18 protein-coding genes are annotated in these 15,821 nt (G+C 59.2%); 9 read left to right on the top strand and 9 right to left on the bottom strand.

Annotated elements, in window-relative coordinates:
• The first annotated feature begins 4 nt into the window (after window positions 1-4).
• Entirely contained in the window at window positions 5-565 is a 561-nt protein-coding gene (locus A3OQ_RS0116000) for an SRPBCC family protein (protein ID WP_026595897.1), read from the top strand.
• The gene (locus A3OQ_RS0115995; protein ID WP_020176422.1) at window positions 562-1,509 is read left to right on the top strand and encodes a YVTN family beta-propeller repeat protein; all 948 of its coding nucleotides are present in this window, start codon (window positions 562-564) and stop codon (window positions 1,507-1,509) included. Before A3OQ_RS0116000 ends, A3OQ_RS0115995 begins: the two co-directional genes overlap by 4 nt.
• A gap of 71 nt (window positions 1,510-1,580) precedes the next feature.
• On the opposite strand, the gene A3OQ_RS0115990 is transcribed toward A3OQ_RS0115995, so the two are convergent.
• Both A3OQ_RS0115990 and A3OQ_RS0115985 read right to left on the bottom strand, forming a co-directional pair.
• Window positions 1,581-2,876 carry an MFS transporter gene (locus tag A3OQ_RS0115990; RefSeq protein WP_020176421.1) on the bottom strand — a complete coding sequence of 432 codons (1,296 nt, stop codon included), beginning with the start codon at window positions 2,874-2,876 and terminating at the stop codon, window positions 1,581-1,583.
• Between the two features lie 73 nt (window positions 2,877-2,949).
• Window positions 2,950-4,329, bottom strand: coding sequence for a cation diffusion facilitator family transporter (locus A3OQ_RS0115985; protein ID WP_244427167.1), 1,380 nt, complete (start codon window positions 4,327-4,329; stop codon window positions 2,950-2,952).
• 208 nt (window positions 4,330-4,537) lie between these two features.
• Between A3OQ_RS0115985 and A3OQ_RS0115980 the strand changes: the two genes are divergently transcribed.
• Together A3OQ_RS0115980 and A3OQ_RS0115975 are read left to right on the top strand one after the other, a co-directional pair.
• Entirely contained in the window at window positions 4,538-4,978 is a 441-nt protein-coding gene (locus A3OQ_RS0115980; protein WP_020176419.1) for a VOC family protein, read from the top strand.
• A gap of 25 nt (window positions 4,979-5,003) precedes the next feature.
• Window positions 5,004-5,924, top strand: a complete 921-nt coding sequence (locus A3OQ_RS0115975) for an alpha/beta hydrolase (RefSeq protein WP_083931607.1) — start codon at window positions 5,004-5,006, stop codon at window positions 5,922-5,924.
• A gap of 96 nt (window positions 5,925-6,020) precedes the next feature.
• Here the strand turns inward: A3OQ_RS0115975 and A3OQ_RS0115970 are convergent, their stop codons facing one another.
• Window positions 6,021-6,728 (bottom strand): class II aldolase/adducin family protein, encoded by a 708-nt coding sequence (locus A3OQ_RS0115970; protein ID WP_020176417.1) that lies wholly within the window; start codon window positions 6,726-6,728, stop codon window positions 6,021-6,023.
• 213 nt (window positions 6,729-6,941) lie between these two features.
• Between A3OQ_RS0115970 and otsB the strand changes: the two genes are divergently transcribed.
• Window positions 6,942-7,724, top strand: coding sequence for a trehalose-phosphatase (gene otsB, locus A3OQ_RS0115965; RefSeq protein ID WP_051116121.1), 783 nt, complete (start codon window positions 6,942-6,944; stop codon window positions 7,722-7,724).
• A 247-nt stretch (window positions 7,725-7,971) separates the two neighbouring features.
• The gene (locus A3OQ_RS22720) at window positions 7,972-8,319 is read left to right on the top strand and encodes a hypothetical protein (RefSeq protein ID WP_020176414.1); all 348 of its coding nucleotides are present in this window, start codon (window positions 7,972-7,974) and stop codon (window positions 8,317-8,319) included.
• 68 nt (window positions 8,320-8,387) lie between these two features.
• Here A3OQ_RS22720 and A3OQ_RS22715 read toward each other — a convergent pair whose 3' ends face one another.
• The 4 genes from A3OQ_RS22715 to A3OQ_RS0115930 form a co-directional block, all read right to left on the bottom strand.
• Window positions 8,388-8,894, bottom strand: coding sequence for a DUF934 domain-containing protein (locus tag A3OQ_RS22715; protein ID WP_020176413.1), 507 nt, complete (start codon window positions 8,892-8,894; stop codon window positions 8,388-8,390).
• Between the two features lie 92 nt (window positions 8,895-8,986).
• Complete coding sequence (locus A3OQ_RS0115940; RefSeq protein ID WP_020176411.1) at window positions 8,987-9,712, bottom strand: phosphoadenylyl-sulfate reductase; 726 nt, start codon at window positions 9,710-9,712, stop codon at window positions 8,987-8,989.
• On the bottom strand, window positions 9,709-11,376 hold the full coding sequence (locus tag A3OQ_RS0115935) for a nitrite/sulfite reductase (protein WP_020176410.1): 1,668 nt from the start codon (window positions 11,374-11,376) through the stop codon (window positions 9,709-9,711). The genes A3OQ_RS0115940 and A3OQ_RS0115935 overlap by 4 nt, the downstream gene beginning before the upstream one ends.
• Before the next feature lies 1 nt (window position 11,377).
• Window positions 11,378-11,692, bottom strand: a complete 315-nt coding sequence (locus A3OQ_RS0115930; RefSeq protein WP_020176409.1) for a DUF2849 domain-containing protein — start codon at window positions 11,690-11,692, stop codon at window positions 11,378-11,380.
• A gap of 336 nt (window positions 11,693-12,028) precedes the next feature.
• Here A3OQ_RS0115930 and cysT point away from each other — a divergent pair, with 336 nt between their 5' ends.
• Genes cysT through A3OQ_RS0115915 form a run of 3 tightly spaced genes read left to right on the top strand, consistent with a single transcriptional unit; the run spans window position 12,029 to window position 14,843 of the window.
• Window positions 12,029-12,865 carry a sulfate ABC transporter permease subunit CysT gene (cysT, locus tag A3OQ_RS0115925; protein WP_020176408.1) on the top strand — a complete coding sequence of 279 codons (837 nt, stop codon included), beginning with the start codon at window positions 12,029-12,031 and terminating at the stop codon, window positions 12,863-12,865.
• Complete coding sequence (cysW, locus tag A3OQ_RS0115920; RefSeq protein ID WP_020176407.1) at window positions 12,858-13,784, top strand: sulfate ABC transporter permease subunit CysW; 927 nt, start codon at window positions 12,858-12,860, stop codon at window positions 13,782-13,784. The genes cysT and cysW overlap by 8 nt, the downstream gene beginning before the upstream one ends.
• A 15-nt stretch (window positions 13,785-13,799) precedes the next feature.
• Complete coding sequence (locus A3OQ_RS0115915) at window positions 13,800-14,843, top strand: sulfate/molybdate ABC transporter ATP-binding protein (protein WP_020176406.1); 1,044 nt, start codon at window positions 13,800-13,802, stop codon at window positions 14,841-14,843.
• 18 nt (window positions 14,844-14,861) lie between these two features.
• Here A3OQ_RS0115915 and A3OQ_RS0115910 read toward each other — a convergent pair whose 3' ends face one another.
• Window positions 14,862-15,152: a hypothetical protein gene (locus tag A3OQ_RS0115910; RefSeq protein ID WP_020176405.1), complete on the bottom strand. Its 291-nt coding sequence runs from the start codon at window positions 15,150-15,152 to the stop codon at window positions 14,862-14,864.
• 40 nt (window positions 15,153-15,192) lie between these two features.
• Window positions 15,193-15,810, bottom strand: a complete 618-nt coding sequence (locus tag A3OQ_RS0115905) for a flavin reductase family protein (protein WP_020176404.1) — start codon at window positions 15,808-15,810, stop codon at window positions 15,193-15,195.
• Window positions 15,811-15,821 lie beyond the last annotated feature (11 nt).

Here is a 15,821-nt window from a genome sequence, read left to right as displayed (position 1 = left end):
CAAAATGTCAGGTTTCGTTTGGAATATGTCGCGAGTCGGCCTGATCGCTATGGCGATCGCAGCGCCGATCGCCGTTTTCGCACATGGATCGACGCGGCAGAAAGTCACTGAATCGGTCGAGATCAATGTCCCGGCCGAGACGGTTTGGAAAGCCATCGGCGATTTTCACGACATGAGCTGGTTGCCGGGCGTGATCACGACCGAAGGCGGCGCCAAGCCTGAATTCGCGCATCGCAAGCTCATCTTGCAAGGCGGCGCGGCGATCAGCGAAAGCCTTACCAAATATGATGCCGATAATATGAGCTATTCCTATCGCATCGACGATGTCGACGTGAAGGTCCTGCCGGTCACGAATTATTCATCGACAATCACAGTCGAGCCGGTCGAAGGCAATAAAAGCAAGGTCGAATGGCGCGGTGCCTTCTATCGCGGCGATCCGAACGATAATCCGCCGCCCGAACTCAATGACGAAACCTCGATCGCTGCCGTGCATGCGCTTTATCGCAAGGGTCTCGATAATGTGAAGCAAAAACTCGAGGTGACAAAGGCCGAGGCTACTCATTGAAGCTTGCCGCGGCCATGGTTTGCGCCACGGCGCTCGGCTCCTTCGTTCCGGCCTTCGCCGACGAAGCCTTTACGACCAATCAAAACGGTGACGATATCAGCGTCCTCGACCTTCAGACGCGAAAGGTCGTTGCCACCATTCCGGTCGGCGGCAAGCCGGCCGGCATAGCCATGTCTCCCGATGGAAATTTTGCCTATGTGACGAGCACGGAAGGCAAATATCTCTCCGTGATCGACACGGCGGAGCGCAAAATCATCAGCAAGATTACGATCCCCGATACGCCGCTTGGCGTCGCGGCCGATCCCGCCGGGACTTTCGTCTATGTCGCGGGCTTCTACGACAACCATCTCTACGAGATCGATCCGCGGGAAGGGCGTATTGTCGCGACGCTGGAAGTCGGCCATGCCCCGTCCGGCATTGCCTTGACGCCTGACGACAAGCTCATCGTGACGGCGGATCGCGAAGACAATCAGCTTTCGATCGTGGATGCGGCGAGCTTCACGCAGCAAAAGATGGTCAAGGTCGGCGAGCATCCCTTCGGCGTGACCATCGATGCGCCGCGGCATCGCGTCTATGCGGCGGATGTCGAAAGCGACGAAATGTCGGTCGTCGATTATGAAAAGGGCGAGCTTGTCGGCACCGTCAGGGTCGGTAAAAGGCCTTATGCGATCGCCTTGGCGCAGGACAAGGCCTTCGTCACCAATCAATATGCCGGTACGGTCTCGGTCGTCGATCTCGACACATTGCAGACGGTCAAAACCATTCCGGTCGGCGATTATCCGGAAGGGATCGAAGCCAGCGCCGACGGCAAAATTATCTATGTCGCCAATTGGTTTTCAAACGAGGTCTTTGCCATCGATGTGGCGAGCCTGACGGTGACCGCGAAAATGACGGTCGGCGACGGGCCGCGCGCCTTCGGCACTTTCTTGCGGCATACGCCTTAAGTTTTTTCGCATCGTCTCAGTTCAAAACGCGGCGCCTTTTTTGGGATGACCGTTTTGCTCGACGCATCATCTTAATCCGAAAAGTCTTCAACCTTTCGAGATGATGCGTTTATGTGACGACGCACCCAGGCGGCCACGAGGCAATTGAAGATCCCGAAGCCCATCAGCAGCGCCGGCTCTTCGAGGCCAATCCAACGGCTCTGAAGCAAAGCCGTCGCGACCGTCGCCAAGACCATGAAGACGGAATTCAATATATTGACGCCGCCGACCACGCGGGCACGCTGATCGGCCGGCGCACGGAATTGGACGGCCGCGAAAAGCGGGACGACGAACAGGCCGCCGGCACAAGCAAGGCCGATGACGTCCGTGGCGATGTGAATGCCGAGCCAGCTCGACAGAAAATAGGCGAGCCCGATCTCGCCTTCGGCCTGCGGCAGATGCGCGGTCGTCCAGCCGAGGTCGAGCAGAAACAGGCCCATGCCCAGCGCCGCATAAGGCACGGGCACGAGAAAAATCCGGCCCTTGGCGATGACGGCCGCGCTCAATGATCCGATTGCGATGCCGATGGCAAAAAAGGCGCTGATCGCGGTTTCGACTTCGATGCCGCCGCCCATTCTGTTGCGCACGACGACGGGGACGAGCGACAGAGCGACGGCGCCTGTCATCCAGAAGCAGGAGATCGCGAGTGCGCCGTCCCAAAGGCGCTTGTCCCGTTTCAAGTCCTGCAAAAGCGTGATGGTGGAAGCAAAGACATTGGGGTTCACCCGCAGGTCTTTGGCATGCGGACGGGCGGCCGGAATGAGCAGGCTGGTCGCGGCGCAGGCGGCCGCGATGACCATCAATTGCACGATGAGAATGTCCGGGGCGGGCGATAGGCGCGATGCGAGGCCGCCGGCGATCAAGCCGAACAGGATCGCAAGAAAGGTCGCGGCCTCGACCAGAGCATTTCCGCCGGTCAGTTCGCGCATCGCAAGGTGGTCCGGCAAAATCCCATATTTGACCGGCCCAAACAGAGCCGAAATCGCACCGAGGCCGAACAAAGACAAAAAGAGGACCGGCAGAGATTGAAACCAGATGCCGATGGCCGCGATCATCTGCACGAAGATTTCCGCGAATTTCAAGATTTTGGCGACCCTCGCCTTGTCGCTCGCATCGGCCCATTCGCCGCCGAGGCCCGACAGAAAAATGGAGGGCAGCATGAAAATCCCGATCGCCAAGGTCAGCAGCGATCCGGCATGGCCCGGCGCCAGCCGGAACAGGATCAGCATAGCGATCAGATTGCGGACGAAATTATCGTTGAAGGCAGAAAGAAACTGGCACCAGAACAGCGGCGCGAAACGGCGTGAACGCAGAAGGTCGAGAAACATGCGATCGCGCCTAGATGATTATGATTTCAGACCGATTGCAAAACGCGATCAGGTCGCGTTTTCGAGATGACGCTCAGGCCTCATCGGGTTCGGCGTGGCCGACGATCCGCACGATGGCCGGGAAATCCGCCTGCGCCATATGGTCGAGATCATCGACGTGATCATGCACTTCCTCGACGCTGAGGCTCGGGTCGACGCGGCAATGGTAATTGACGACAAGCCCCGCCGGCGTCTTGCGCACCCGGACATTATGGACCTCGGAAATAATGCCGACCTCGCTGGCGCGTTTGCTGAGCGCCGCGGCAATCTCGGCGCGGATTTCATCCGGAACATTATGCCCCGGAAGCTCGCGCGGTTCGAGCGGCTCCATATGCGACTCGACCTCTATGTCGGCGCCCAATTCCCTGCGGACATCGATTTCGAGACCGGACACGATCTCATGCGCCTGGGCATGCGGCATGGCGCCGTCGATCTCGGCGTCGAAACTGACGGAGGTGCGGCCGTCGATTTCCTGGACGATGACATGATGAATGGGCACATGGCGTTTGGCCGCGATGAGAAGAACGCGCTCCAATACCGTCTCGTTGTCGAGCGCGATCGGGCGCGCTGCAACGGTCACCGAGACTTCCGGATAGAATTTCTGGATCGCCGCCGTGATATCGCTCTTGATCTCTGCGACGCGTTCGAGCGGTAAGGTGCGCGGCACTGCGATACCTATATCGCCCAAAACCTCCGCGCCGGCTGGACGCAGACGCAGAGAATCAACCGCAATGACACCTGGGACCGCGCGCGTAATCACCTTGATGCGATCGGTGAGGCCGGGAGGTGCGGCATCGATCAAGGTCTTTATGGTGCGGTGACCGAGGCTGAAGCCGGTAATCGCAATGAAAATGGCAACGCCGATCGCGGCCAAGGCGTCGCCTTGCTGAAAGCCGAAATGAACCGCGATGAGGCCGATGAGCGCCAGACCGGCCGCGATGGCGTCGCTCCCGAAATGGATGGCATCGGCGGCAAGGACGTCGCTCTTTGTAGCTTGAGCGGTTTTCTTGAGCGAATACCAGCGTATGCTATCGACCGCGATCGAGATGATCAGCACGCTGAAAGACAAGATGCCCGGCGTGACATCCGTGTCTTGGCCGGTCAGGCGCGGGATGGCCTGGGCGAAAATATAGATCGTCAGCGCGAAGAAGAACCCGGTTTCGATCAGGGCGGCCAGGGCTTCGACCTTGGCATATCCATAAGGATGTTTGTCGTCGGCTGGCTTATTGGCGATCCGGATGGCAATGAAGCTGAAGAGCGTGATGGCGATGTCGCCGATATTATTCGCGGCTTCCGATAGAAGCGCCAGCGAGCCGGACATGAGTCCAGCCGCGAGCTTGCCCGCGGCGAGAAGGATCTTCACGCCGATCGAGACGAGCGCCGCTCTTTCCTTGATCTGACTATTGTCCTGCAAGAGCTGATTTCCATTTACCGAAGCCGAGGGCATCAACGCATCACACCTAAAGATTTATTGATGCCGGTTCCGGCCATAGGCAAAATGGCGGGGAGGGGCGGCAAATGCGGAAGGCGTCCTATATATAACGTCGAGATAGCCGCGACAAACGCGCCTGGGCGATGCCGGCAGCTACGGTCTAAAACGCTTCGGTGAGGGGAGAGTGACGTTGGAATATTTGCATACGATGGTCCGCGTGACGGATCTTTCGAAATCCCTCGATTTCTACTGCGACAAACTCGGTCTCGTGGAGGTCCGGCGCATGGAGAATGACAAGGGTCGCTTCACCCTGGTCTATCTGGCGGCGCCGGCCGACGCCGAACATGCCAAGAAGGAGCAGGCGCCCATGGTCGAGCTGACCTATAATTGGGATACAGAAGCCTATACGGGCGGCCGCAATTTCGGGCATCTCGCTTATGGAGTCGATGACATCTACGCGACATGCGACCGGCTTATGAAGGCGGGCGTCACGATCAATAGGCCGCCGCGCGACGGTTATATGGCCTTCATCCGCTCGCCGGACGATATTTCGATCGAGCTTTTGCAGAAGGGCCCTGCCAAACCGCCGCAGGAGCCTTGGGCTTCGATGCAGAATACGGGTGTCTGGTAGCCCGCGGCCCGACTTGGGGGACATAATGGTTGCCATTGATCGCCGCGCCTTCGTGGCAGCATCTGGCTCTGCGCTTATCGCATCCGATCTCGCGCGCGCGGAGACGCCTGCTGTGGATAAGACGGTCTGGGCAATGATGTCGCATGCGGCGCGCGATGCCGCTTACAACAATGGGACGGCGGTCGCCGACAGCACGCAAATCGTCGATCGCTGGGTCGCGGCCTCGACGGCCTTCCGCGCCCAGCATCCGAAACATCTCGATCTCGCCTATGGGCCGGGCGAGCGAAACAAATGGGATGTGTTTCCAAGCGACAATCCAAAAGCGCCGTGTCTGGTCTTCATCCATGGCGGCTATTGGCAGGCGCGCAACCGGGAGCATTTCTCCTGCTTCGCGGAAGGTGTGCTCGCGCATGGCTGGTCCTGCGCCATGCCGGGCTATACTTTGGCGCCAGCCGCGACATTGACGCAGATCGCGGGCGAAATCCGCAGTGCGCTCGACTGGTTCGGCGCACAGGCCGGCGCACTTGGAATTGAAGGCCCGATCATCCTGTCGGGCTGGTCGGCCGGAGGCCATCTCGCGGCGCTCGCCTTGGACCACCCGATCGTCAAGGCAGGCTATGCCGTTTCGGGAATCTATGAACTCGGGCCGATCCGCGACACTTATCTCAATGAGAAGCTCAAATTGTCGGATGAGGAGATCGTCACTTTGTCGCCATTGCGTCTGCCCAGCGTCGACAAAAGGCTGGTCATTGCCTACGGGACCGCGGAACTGCCGGTGCTTATCCATAATAGCCGCGGTTTTCACGCCTATCGGGCAAGGTCCCATCACGCCGGCGGGTTATTCCCGCTGCCTCATGCCAACCACTATTCGGGCATAGAGCAGCTTCGCTCGCCAGACAGCCTTCCGACGCGCACTCTGCTGCGTCTGGCGGAAGACATCGCCTAGAGCCGTCATTGCGAGGAGCTTTGCTCCGAAGCAATCCATATATTTATTCCTGGATTGCTTCGCTTCGCTCGCAATGACGGTTTGAAGGTTGAAGCCCTACACCGCCTGCGCCTTCTTGGACGCGCGCTTCTTCTCCGCCTTCGTCTCTCGCTCCTTCGGCGGCTTATAGCCGTAGGTTTTGAATCGCTCGACGATGCGTGCGATCTCCTCATCGTCGAGGATCGCCGGTTTGCCAATACTGGCCGCGAGATAAAACATCTTGGCGAGCGTTTCGAGTTCGACCGCGCGCCACATGGCTTCATCGAGTGTGGCGCCGAGGACCACCATGCCATGGCTGCCGAGAAGCACGCCCATGCGCCCTTCGAGCCCGGCCAAAGCGAAATCGGACAGTTCCTTGGTGCCAAAGGGCGCATAATCCGTGCAGCGGATGGTCGGGCCACCGAAGGCCGCGATCATGTAATGGGCGGCGGGAATAGGCTTGCGCAGCATCGAAAGCGTCGTCGCATAAAGCGAATGCGTGTGGATGAGCGCGCCGACATCGGGGCGGCCTTTCAGAATATCGAGATGAATGCGCCATTCGCTCGAGGGTGGAAGCGGCCCGGTCCAAGACCCATATTCACCATCAAGCGGCATGCTGGCGATCATCTCGGGCGTCAGTTGGTCGTAAGGCACGGCGCTTGGCGTGATGAGCATCGTGTCGCCGAGCCGGATCGAGAGATTGCCGGCGGTGCCTTGATTCAAACCGAACTTTTCGAGATCGCGGCACCGGGTGACAAGGCTCTCGCGGAGATCTTTTTCCTTCATATGGATCTTTCCTTGAACGGCTCCGGCGGCAGGTATCGGCCGTCAGCATTATGCAAAAAAAGCTTGCTAGAGCGAACCGGGATTACACTTGAGTCGTTCACGCTACGGTCACAAAGGCGCCCGCATAGCGGGTGAAAGCTTTTGGATGAATTCGATCCAAATTATTCATTCTCGAAGAGATTAGTCTGGAAGAGATTGGCAGAAGACAAATCCATGACGACGATACAGGGCGATCATATCCGACGGCCGCATGATTTGGCAGAGGGCGGCCTCGCCGCATTGGCGCCGCCTGCGTCCTCCGCCTATTTTCTCGATGTGGACGGGACGCTTCTCGACATCAAGCCGCATCCCGGCGATGTCGTGGCCGATCCCGCGCTTCAAGAGCTCCTGATGGCGCTTCAGGAAAAGGCTGGCGGCGCCGTCGCTTTGATCAGCGGCCGGACGATCCAGGATATCGACCGGATCTTCGCGCCGCTGCGTCTGCCGGCGGCGGGAACGCATGGGGCCATGTTACGGTTCGATGACGGTTCGACGGCCGATGCTCAGAGCGCGCCTTTGCAGGCTGTGAGCGGCACGGTCGAAGCTTTTGTTGCAGCGCATCCCGGACTTCTGTTCGAGAATAAAGGCGCGGCCCTGACCATTCATTTCCGGCAGAGACCGGAGCTGCGCCCCGAGGTGCTGGCGCTTCTCTCGCAGTGCGCCATCGAGAGCGACTTTGTCGTCTTGGAAGGCAAGATGGTCGCGGAGCTCAAGCTGGTCGAGTTCAATAAAGGGACCGCGATTGGAACCTTTATGGGGCTCTCGCCGTTTAGCGGCCGTAAGCCTGTATTTGTGGGGGACGATGTCACCGACGAATATGGTTTCGATATCGTCAACAAAATGGATGGATTGTCGATCCGCGTCGACCGCGTGGAGCATCCGACAAAGGCCCATTTTCGATTGGTTGAGCCCGCCGCGCTACGGGCACAACTGATGACTTTGCTCACTGCATTTTAGATTTCAGCGATAACGAAGCATCAATGAAAATTGATTGCTGCTGCGCTGCGAATCTTTGTTTCGACGCATTGCGTCGAGGCTGCGAAAAGAGCAGCATGAAGTGAGCGCAATGTCGTCATCATAAGGTCTGTATCTCTGCTTAGAAGAGAGTCATGCGCACACTCGCTGAGATCGAAGAGTGCGCATGTTTGCCGAGGCCAATGAGGCTCGGTGCAGAGATGACGAAGAGTTTAAGCGGAGAGAGTCAATGTTGATCGACGAACTCGTCCATACATGCGCGAATGAAGAGGTTGCGAAAGCCGCCGTCTTTTCGCTCGGGCTGCCTTTTGCAGGGAAGGTGGCTTCCGCCGTGCAGTTTCGCGATCAGTCGATCGGCGCGTTCGTCGCGCAAGCGGTTTGCCGTTTCGCCGCTACGGCCAAGGACGATGAGCGCCGCTCGCTTCTCGCCGCCATGACGGGAAAAGACCAGCCGCTCTTGGCTGGCTTGCACTTTATTCTTGTTCCAGTTCTCGAAGACGAGGCGCGCGCGATCGGCCATGCCGCGGCGGCGCATGCTTTGGGGCGCCCGATCATCACGGCCCAACTCGAAGCGTGAAGCTCTATGATTCTATTTTTGACGCGTTTTCTTCACGCGAACCGGTACCCACTTCGCTGGAAAACGCTTCAGTCCCCGGTGCGGCGCGCCCAAGGCCGCGTGCCCGCCGGAATCTCGCGGCCCAGCGCCGGCTGGTAGAAATGCGTCATGGACGCCTGACGGCCTTCTTCCAAAAGCTTGATTGTTGACGCGTCGGTAATTTCGAACGCGTCGAAGCCGCTGCGCGCCATCAATTGCAATTGATCGAAAAGCACGTCGCCCGTTGCGCGCAGCTCGCCGGTGAAATGCCGGTCGTCGCGAAGCTGCCGCGCCATCGAATAGGCGCGGCCGTCCGTATATTTTGGGAATTCAAGCACGATCAGCGAGAAGCGCGAAAAATCCATGTCAAGCCGATTGACGAGCACGCCTGGCGGCAAAGACAGGCCAAGCGGAATGTTTGCATTCTGCTGTGCCGTCTTGTGCTTTTGCCATTGGTCCAGAGTGAGGATGACGCGACCATCTTGCGGGACGTCTTCGCTCTCATCCAGTCGCCGCCATGAATCGGTGCTGAAGGCACTGTCTTTATAAAAAGCCATTTAGAACTTGGTCGCTTGCGAGTGAAACACGATTGTCTTGTCTTGCTTACGCATAATCCTATCCGAAAAGTCTGCAACTTTCGGGATCATGCTCAAATGTCGGAACCTGCATGGATGTGAATGCCGCATTCGACCTTGGCACGCCCGCGCCAGCGTCCGGCACGTGCGTCTTCGCCGGGTTTGACCTGCGATGTGCAGGGAATGCATCCGATCGACGGATAGCCCTTCGCGACGAGGCTGTGCTTCGGCAGGTGATGTTTTTCGAAATAGGCTGCGACATCCTCGTTTGACCATGCGGCCAAGGGGTTCACCTTCACGCGGCCATTTTCCGTTTCGAACAAAGGCAGAGATGCGCGCGTTTCGGCTTGATAGCGCTTGCGCCCGGTGATCCAGGCCTCATAGCCTTCAAGCGCTTTGGCGAGCGGCAGAACCTTGCGCAAATGACAGCAGGCGTCCGGATCGCTCGCCCAAAGGAATTTTTCCGGATCGGCCTCGGCAAGCGCGTCCGCCTCCGGCTGAATGGTCTTTACATTGGTCAGCTTGAGGCGTTCGACGAGCTCGTCGCGATAGGCAAGCGTCTCGGGAAACAGATGCAGTGTGTCGATGAAGAGGACGGGCGTCGCTTTATCGACCTCGGAGACCATATGAAGCAGCACGGCCGAATCGGCGCCGAAGCTTGAGACCAGCGCGATGCGGCCCGGAAACAAATCCTCGATCGCCAGCCGCAAGAGCTTTTGCGGATCGAGCGCCATGAACCTGGCTGCGAGTTGCGCGGCGGTGCTTGCGTCGCCGAAGAGGCCTTCGTCCGGCGCGATCATAGATTTTCGCCCGCGAAATAAATCGCCTTCTGGAACGGCTCCAGGCCGACGCGCCGCACGGTTGCAAGAAAATCCTCGTCCTTGCTGGTGCGGAGCTTCAGATATGTGTCGACCAGCTCCTCGATCGCATCGATGATCTCATCGGTCGAAAAGCCGGGGCCCAGGACTTGGCCGATCTCGCAGGTCTCGTCGGCCGAGCCGCCGAGCGCGATCTGGTAGGATTCGACGCCCTTCTTATCGAGCCCCAAAATGCCGATATGACCGACGTGATGATGGCCGCAGGCATTGATGCAGCCGGATACATTGATCTTTAACGGCCCGATCTCGGCAGCGCGCTCGCCATTGCCGAAACGTTCCGACAGGCGCTGCGCGATCGGGATCGAGCGGGCGGTCGCCAGCGCACAATAATCGAGGCCGGGGCAGGCGATGATGTCGGAGACGAGTCCGATATTGCCTTCGGCGAGGCCCTGTTCGACCAGTTTGTCGAAAATCGCCGGCAGATCGTCGAGCGCGACATGCGGCAGAACGAGATTCTGCTCATGCGCCACGCGGATCTCGTCTTGCGAATAGGCCTCAGCCAGATCGGCGACGGCTTCCATTTGCTCGGCCGAGGCGTCGCCCGGAATGCCGCCGACGGGCTTTAGGGAGATCGTAACGATGCCATAGCCGGGGTTCTTATGCGCCACGACATTATATTTGAGGAAGCGCGCGAAAGCCGGATCGCCGGCCTTGCGGACCTCGCAGGCCATCGACACCGCCTGACGCTCTTCCAACGGGGGCAAAGCGAAATAGGCCGCGATGCGGTCGAGTTCGGCTTGCGGCAATGTCAGATGTTCGTCGCGGTGTTTTGCGAAATCGGCTTCGACTTCGGCGCGGATGTCATCGATGCCGCGATCCTCGACGAGGATTTTAACTCGTGCGCGATATTTATTGTCGCGGCGGCCTTCGAGATTGTAGATGCGCAAGATCGCATTGGAATAGGCAAGCAGGTCAGCCTTCGGCAAAAAGTCGCGGAGCTTGCGCGCGACGAGCGGCGTGCGGCCTTGGCCGCCGCCGACATAGACGGTGAAGCCGGTTTCGCCTTTGTCGTTCTTGACGATCTGGAAGCCGAGGTCATGCACCTGGATCGCGGCGCGGTCATGCGGCGCGCCATTCAGCGCGATCTTGAACTTGCGTGGAAGATAAGAATATTCCGGATGGATCGACGACCATTGCCGCAAAATCTCGCCATAGGGGCGGGGATCTTCGAGCTCGTCGGCCGCGGCACCGGCGAAATGATCCGTCGTGATATTGCGGATGCAATTGCCGGAGGTCTGGATCGCGTGCATCTCGACGGTCGCGAGTTCGGCCAGAATATCCGGGCAATCGGCAAGCGCCGGCCAGTTGAACTGAATGTTCTGCCGTGTCGTGAAATGGCCGTAGCCGCGATCATAGCGCCGCGCGATGAAAGCGAGCTTGCGCATCTGACGCGATGACAAGGTTCCATAAGGCACCGCAATGCGCAGCATATAGGCGTGCAATTGCAGATAGACGCCGTTCATCAGGCGCAAGGGTTTGAATTGATCCTCGGTCAATTCGCCCGAGAGGCGCCGCGCGACCTGATCGCGAAACTGCGCCACGCGCTCGGCGACAAAGCCTGCGTCGAATTCGTCATAACGATACATGTCAGCTCCGCGCGCTTTGGTCCCGGGCGCTTTTATCTTGGCTTGGACGGTAGTCGATCGTCGGCCCCTTGGCGCGAATCGCGTTGCGCAGCGTCAAGGCTTCCAGGCCTTTGGCCTCCGCTTCGACATCGACCGCGAAAGGATCGACGATCAGATTGCGCTTCTCATCGGTTTTGGCCTGTTTGAGCCCGGCCTCGATCTCCGCCTCCGAGGTGAAGCGTTTGGCTTGATCGATATCGGCTGTCCAACTGCCTTCGGCCACGGCATAGACCACGATCCCATCCTGCAGCCGATTGGCGGAGATTATTTTCAACATCGCCCTGTTACTCTGGATCGGCGCCAATCTGCATCCGCGCTGCCGAGCCGGGACCGGGTCCCGAGGGCCAGCCCAGCGGCCTGCTTCGAACTCGATATATGCAATTGGTGCGCCTTCAAAGGCATATAAGCTATTTAACAGGAAAGACGACATTAATTTTTTAAAGCCCGTATATTTACTGTAGATTAGACTTGTACTCTATAAAATCTATAGATAGATTGCAGATGTTCAGCCACCAGGCTGCGCAGCGGGAGTAGGGTCTTTGGATCCTAAGAGCCCCCCGGCTAGCTTGTTTTGATTGGATTTCCAGAAAATCCACAGTCTGAGGCGGTAGATTTGCTCCAAACCCTGCGCCGTCCTTCGATCCTGCCGGGCTTTGGCTTCGCCTTCGGCACGACGCTCGTCTATTTGGGCTTGATCGTGCTTCTGCCTTTGTCGGCGCTGGTCTTGCGGGCCTCGGGTCTTGGCTTTTCCGGCCTCTGGGCGATTGCCACGGAGCCGCGCGTGCTCGCGGCCTTGAAGGTGAGTTTCGGATTGGCTCTGGCGGCCGCCGGCGTCAATGCCGTGTTCGGGACGATCGTCGCCTGGGTGCTGGTGCGCTATGAGTTTCCGGGCCGGCGGCTTCTCGATGCCGCGGTCGATCTGCCCTTTGCCTTGCCGACCGCCGTCGCAGGCATTGCGCTTGCCTCCATTTATGCGCCGAACGGCTGGGTCGGGGCGCTTGTCGCGCCACTCGGCTGGAAGATCGCCTTCACGCCGCTCGGCATTGGCATTGCACTGGTCTTTGTCGGTCTGCCTTTCATCGTGCGGACGATTCAGCCTGTCCTTCTCGATCTTGAAAGCGATGTGGAAGAGGCCGCGGCGACGCTTGGCGCATCGCGCTTAAGAACGCTGCGGCAAGTCGTTTTGCCAGTGCTTGTGCCAGCCATTCTCACGGGCTTTGCTTTGGCTTTCGCTCGCGGCGTCGGCGAATATGGCTCGGTGATCTTCATCGCGGGTAATCTGCCTTTCGTCTCTGAAATCGCACCGCTGCTGATCGTCGTGAAGCTCGAGGGCTTCGATCTGACGGGTGCAACCGCCATCGCCACTTTGATGTTGGGCGCGGCCTTTCTGGTTCTGCTCGCCGTCAATCTGATCCAGGCTGTCACGCGCCGGAGGCTCGGCAATGTCTGAAGTCATCTTGGACCGTCAGCACGCACCCGATCTCGCCCTTGCCGCGAAGGCGCGCGCGCGAACCCGCGCGCGGCGTGCAACGCCGGTCACGCAGGACGGGCCATGGCTCCAGGCGATCCTGGTGGCGCTTGCCGCGGCTTTTCTCTTGTTCTTTCTCGTGCTGCCGCTCGTCGCGGTTTTTTACGAGGCATTGCGTGGGGGTGTTGCGACTTATTTCGCTGCGCTCACCGAGCCCGATGCGCTTTCTGCGATCAAACTGACGCTGATCGTGGCGGCGATCGCGGTGCCGATGAATGTCGCCTTCGGCATAGCGGCGGCCTGGGCCATCGCCAAATTCGATTTCAAAGGCAAGAGCTTTCTCGTCACCTTGATCGATCTGCCATTCTCGGTGTCGCCCGTCGTCGCCGGTCTGATCTATGTCCTTTTGTTCGGCGCGCAGGGTCTCTTCGGACCTTTCCTGCAGGCACATCATATCGAGATCATCTTCGCAATTCCCGGCATCGTGCTCGCGACCGTTTTCGTGACCTTTCCCTATGTCGCGCGCGAGTTGATCCCTTTGATGGAGAGCCAAGGCACGCTCGACGAGGAAGTGGCGCTGACGCTTGGCGCGAGCGGCTGGATGACGTTCTGGCGCGTCACTTTGCCGAACATCAAATGGGCGCTGCTTTACGGCGTGCTCTTGTGCAACGCGCGCGCTATGGGCGAGTTCGGCGCGGTCTCGGTCGTCTCCGGCCATATCCGCGGCTACACCAATACGATGCCGCTGCATGTCGAGATTCTCTACAATGAATATAACATCACCGCCGCTTTCGCGGTGGCTTCACTGCTCGCGCTGCTCGCCTTGGTGACGCTCGCGGCGAAGACGCTGCTCGAAATCTACTTCGGTGATGAGGTCGGTGCGAAAGCACGCAGGCATTAAAATAGGAACGGCTCTATGCACATTCGTGCCAGCAATATCGTCAAGAGCTTCGACGGCGGCCCGGGGCAGGCCGCGCTCGACAACGTCAGTCTCGATGTCGGCAGCGGCGAACTGGTCGCGCTGCTTGGGCCTTCAGGCTCCGGCAAGACGACGCTTCTGCGGGTCATCGCGGGACTCGAACAGGCCGATCGCGGGCAGGTTTTTTTCGGCGACGAGGATGCCTCGCAGAAATCGGTGCAGGAGCGCCGCGTCGGCTTCGTCTTCCAGAATTACGCGCTTTTCAAACATATGACGATTGCAGAAAACATCGCCTTCGGTCTCGAAGTGCGCGAGCGCGGCACCCGTCCGCCGAAAGCTGAAATCAAACGCCGCGTGCTCGAATTGCTCGATCTCGTGCAATTGTCCGGGCTTGAGAAACGCCGTCCAGCACAACTCTCGGGCGGCCAGCGTCAGCGTGTGGCGCTGGCGCGCGCGCTCGCCGTCGAACCCAAAGTGCTTTTGCTCGACGAGCCTTTTGGCGCGCTCGATGCAAAGGTCCGCCGCGACTTGCGGCGTTGGCTGCGCGAACTCCATGACCAGACCGGCCATACCACGATCTTCGTCACGCATGACCAGGACGAGGCGCTCGAGCTTGCCGACCGTGTCGCGGTTTTGAGCAAGGGCAAGATCGAGCAGATCGGGACGCCGGACGAGATCTACGATCATCCGGCGACACCCTTCGTGCATGATTTCATCGGCGAGGCGAGTTCTCTGCCGGTCGAGGCGAAGGACGGATCATTCTGGCTCGGCGCCGAGCGCATCGCCCTGCCGGTGCTTGGCGGGCAGGCGGGGCATGGGCGGCTCTTCGTTCGGCCGCAGGATGTCGTGATCGATCAAACGGGGGGCATCGCCGCCGAAGTGGTGGCCGTGCGGCGCACGGGGGCAGCGCGGCGCGCCGAGATCGCTTTTCCGGCGCTGCGCGGCGAGCATGTCGAGATCAACGCGCCGGCCGCGCTTAATTTCCAGCCGGGCGAGACTCTGCCGGTGCGCTTCATGCGCGGGACGTTTTATCCGGGGTGAAAACCGCAGTGCTCCGGTTTACGAGCGGGTTCTCGCACCTCTAATACCGACGATCAGGCCGAGTATGATCGAGGCCTCTATCATAAAAAACCAGAATTGCCCGACCGATAAAAGCAAACCGAAAACCCCCATCGCGATCGGCACGATAAACAGGATTGTTTTCAGTTGGTGGAATGGGTTGGGTGCCTGCGAGGGCGACGGAAACTTTTTTACATAAATTCTGAGATGATAGATGAGCGTCGCGACGCCCATCACCTGAAGCAGCAGGAACAGAATGGCCGCCGCGATCATTTCGCTCGTCAGTTCCATTTGATCATCCGGACAGGTGAAGGCGCTGCCGCAATAGGCTTCAATGCTCCTTCTTCCATTGTGCATAGCTAATGCGTGGAAGCTCGAAGCGATCCGTCGTGCGGCAATAGACCGAGGGTGAACCGAGACGGCCGAGCGGCGCGAAACCCTCGATATGGAAGCGCGGGCCGACCAGATGATCGGCGACGTGAAACATCACCACCTCGCCGATGAAGAGCGTATTGGCGCCGAGCGGCTGTGCGCTATGCAGCTTGCATTCGAGACTGACCTGCGTCCGAGCCAACCGCGGCGCTTTCACTCGTGCCGAGGGCAGGACCTCCAAATTGGCAGGTTGAATCTCGCTTTGGTCCGGCGGAAAATCCGTTGCCGAAATATTCCTGGCATCGAGTAAATCCTCAGTCACAAGATTCACGACGAAGTCGCGGCCGGTCTCGATGTTTCGTGCCGTGTCCTTCTGCGTGCCGTCGTCGCGCCGGCCGATGCTGACGATCACATAGAGCGGATCGGCACCCACGGCGTTGAAGAAGCTGAACGGCGCAAGATTGACGAGCCCGGTCTCGCCAAGGCTCGTCACCCTGGCGATCGGACGCGGCACCACGAGATTGGTGATGAGCTTGTAATTATCCGCAGTCGCTTGAAGCGAAGGATCGATTTGCATCAGTTTGCCAC

The organism is Methyloferula stellata AR4 (genome assembly GCF_000385335.1).
In the GTDB taxonomy this organism is placed as follows: domain Bacteria; phylum Pseudomonadota; class Alphaproteobacteria; order Rhizobiales; family Beijerinckiaceae; genus Methyloferula; species Methyloferula stellata.
The sequence above is the reverse complement of the archived record's forward strand: the minus strand, read 5'-3'. Positions and strand labels throughout refer to the sequence as shown.

Bases quoted from the DNA above. Each gene is read 5' to 3' on its own strand.
- A3OQ_RS0115905 (WP_020176404.1), bottom strand. From the start codon at position 15,810: ATGCAAATCGATCCTTCGCTTCAAGCGACTGCGGATAATTACAAGCTC.
- A3OQ_RS0115970 (WP_020176417.1), bottom strand. From the start codon at position 6,728: ATGAAGGAAAAAGATCTCCGCGAGAGCCTTGTCACCCGGTGCCGCGAT.
- A3OQ_RS0115930 (WP_020176409.1), bottom strand. From the start codon at position 11,692: ATGTTGAAAATAATCTCCGCCAATCGGCTGCAGGATGGGATCGTGGTC.
- A3OQ_RS0116000 (WP_026595897.1), top strand. From the start codon at position 5: ATGTCAGGTTTCGTTTGGAATATGTCGCGAGTCGGCCTGATCGCTATG.
- A3OQ_RS0115935 (WP_020176410.1), bottom strand. From the start codon at position 11,376: ATGTATCGTTATGACGAATTCGACGCAGGCTTTGTCGCCGAGCGCGTG.
- A3OQ_RS0115975 (WP_083931607.1), top strand. From the start codon at position 5,004: ATGGTTGCCATTGATCGCCGCGCCTTCGTGGCAGCATCTGGCTCTGCG.
- A3OQ_RS0115910 (WP_020176405.1), bottom strand. From the start codon at position 15,152: ATGGAACTGACGAGCGAAATGATCGCGGCGGCCATTCTGTTCCTGCTG.
- A3OQ_RS22715 (WP_020176413.1), bottom strand. From the start codon at position 8,894: ATGGCTTTTTATAAAGACAGTGCCTTCAGCACCGATTCATGGCGGCGA.
- otsB (WP_051116121.1), top strand. From the start codon at position 6,942: ATGACGACGATACAGGGCGATCATATCCGACGGCCGCATGATTTGGCA.
- A3OQ_RS0115915 (WP_020176406.1), top strand. From the start codon at position 13,800: ATGCACATTCGTGCCAGCAATATCGTCAAGAGCTTCGACGGCGGCCCG.
- A3OQ_RS22720 (WP_020176414.1), top strand. From the start codon at position 7,972: ATGTTGATCGACGAACTCGTCCATACATGCGCGAATGAAGAGGTTGCG.
- A3OQ_RS0115990 (WP_020176421.1), bottom strand. From the start codon at position 2,876: ATGTTTCTCGACCTTCTGCGTTCACGCCGTTTCGCGCCGCTGTTCTGG.
- A3OQ_RS0115940 (WP_020176411.1), bottom strand. From the start codon at position 9,712: ATGATCGCGCCGGACGAAGGCCTCTTCGGCGACGCAAGCACCGCCGCG.
- cysW (WP_020176407.1), top strand. From the start codon at position 12,858: ATGTCTGAAGTCATCTTGGACCGTCAGCACGCACCCGATCTCGCCCTT.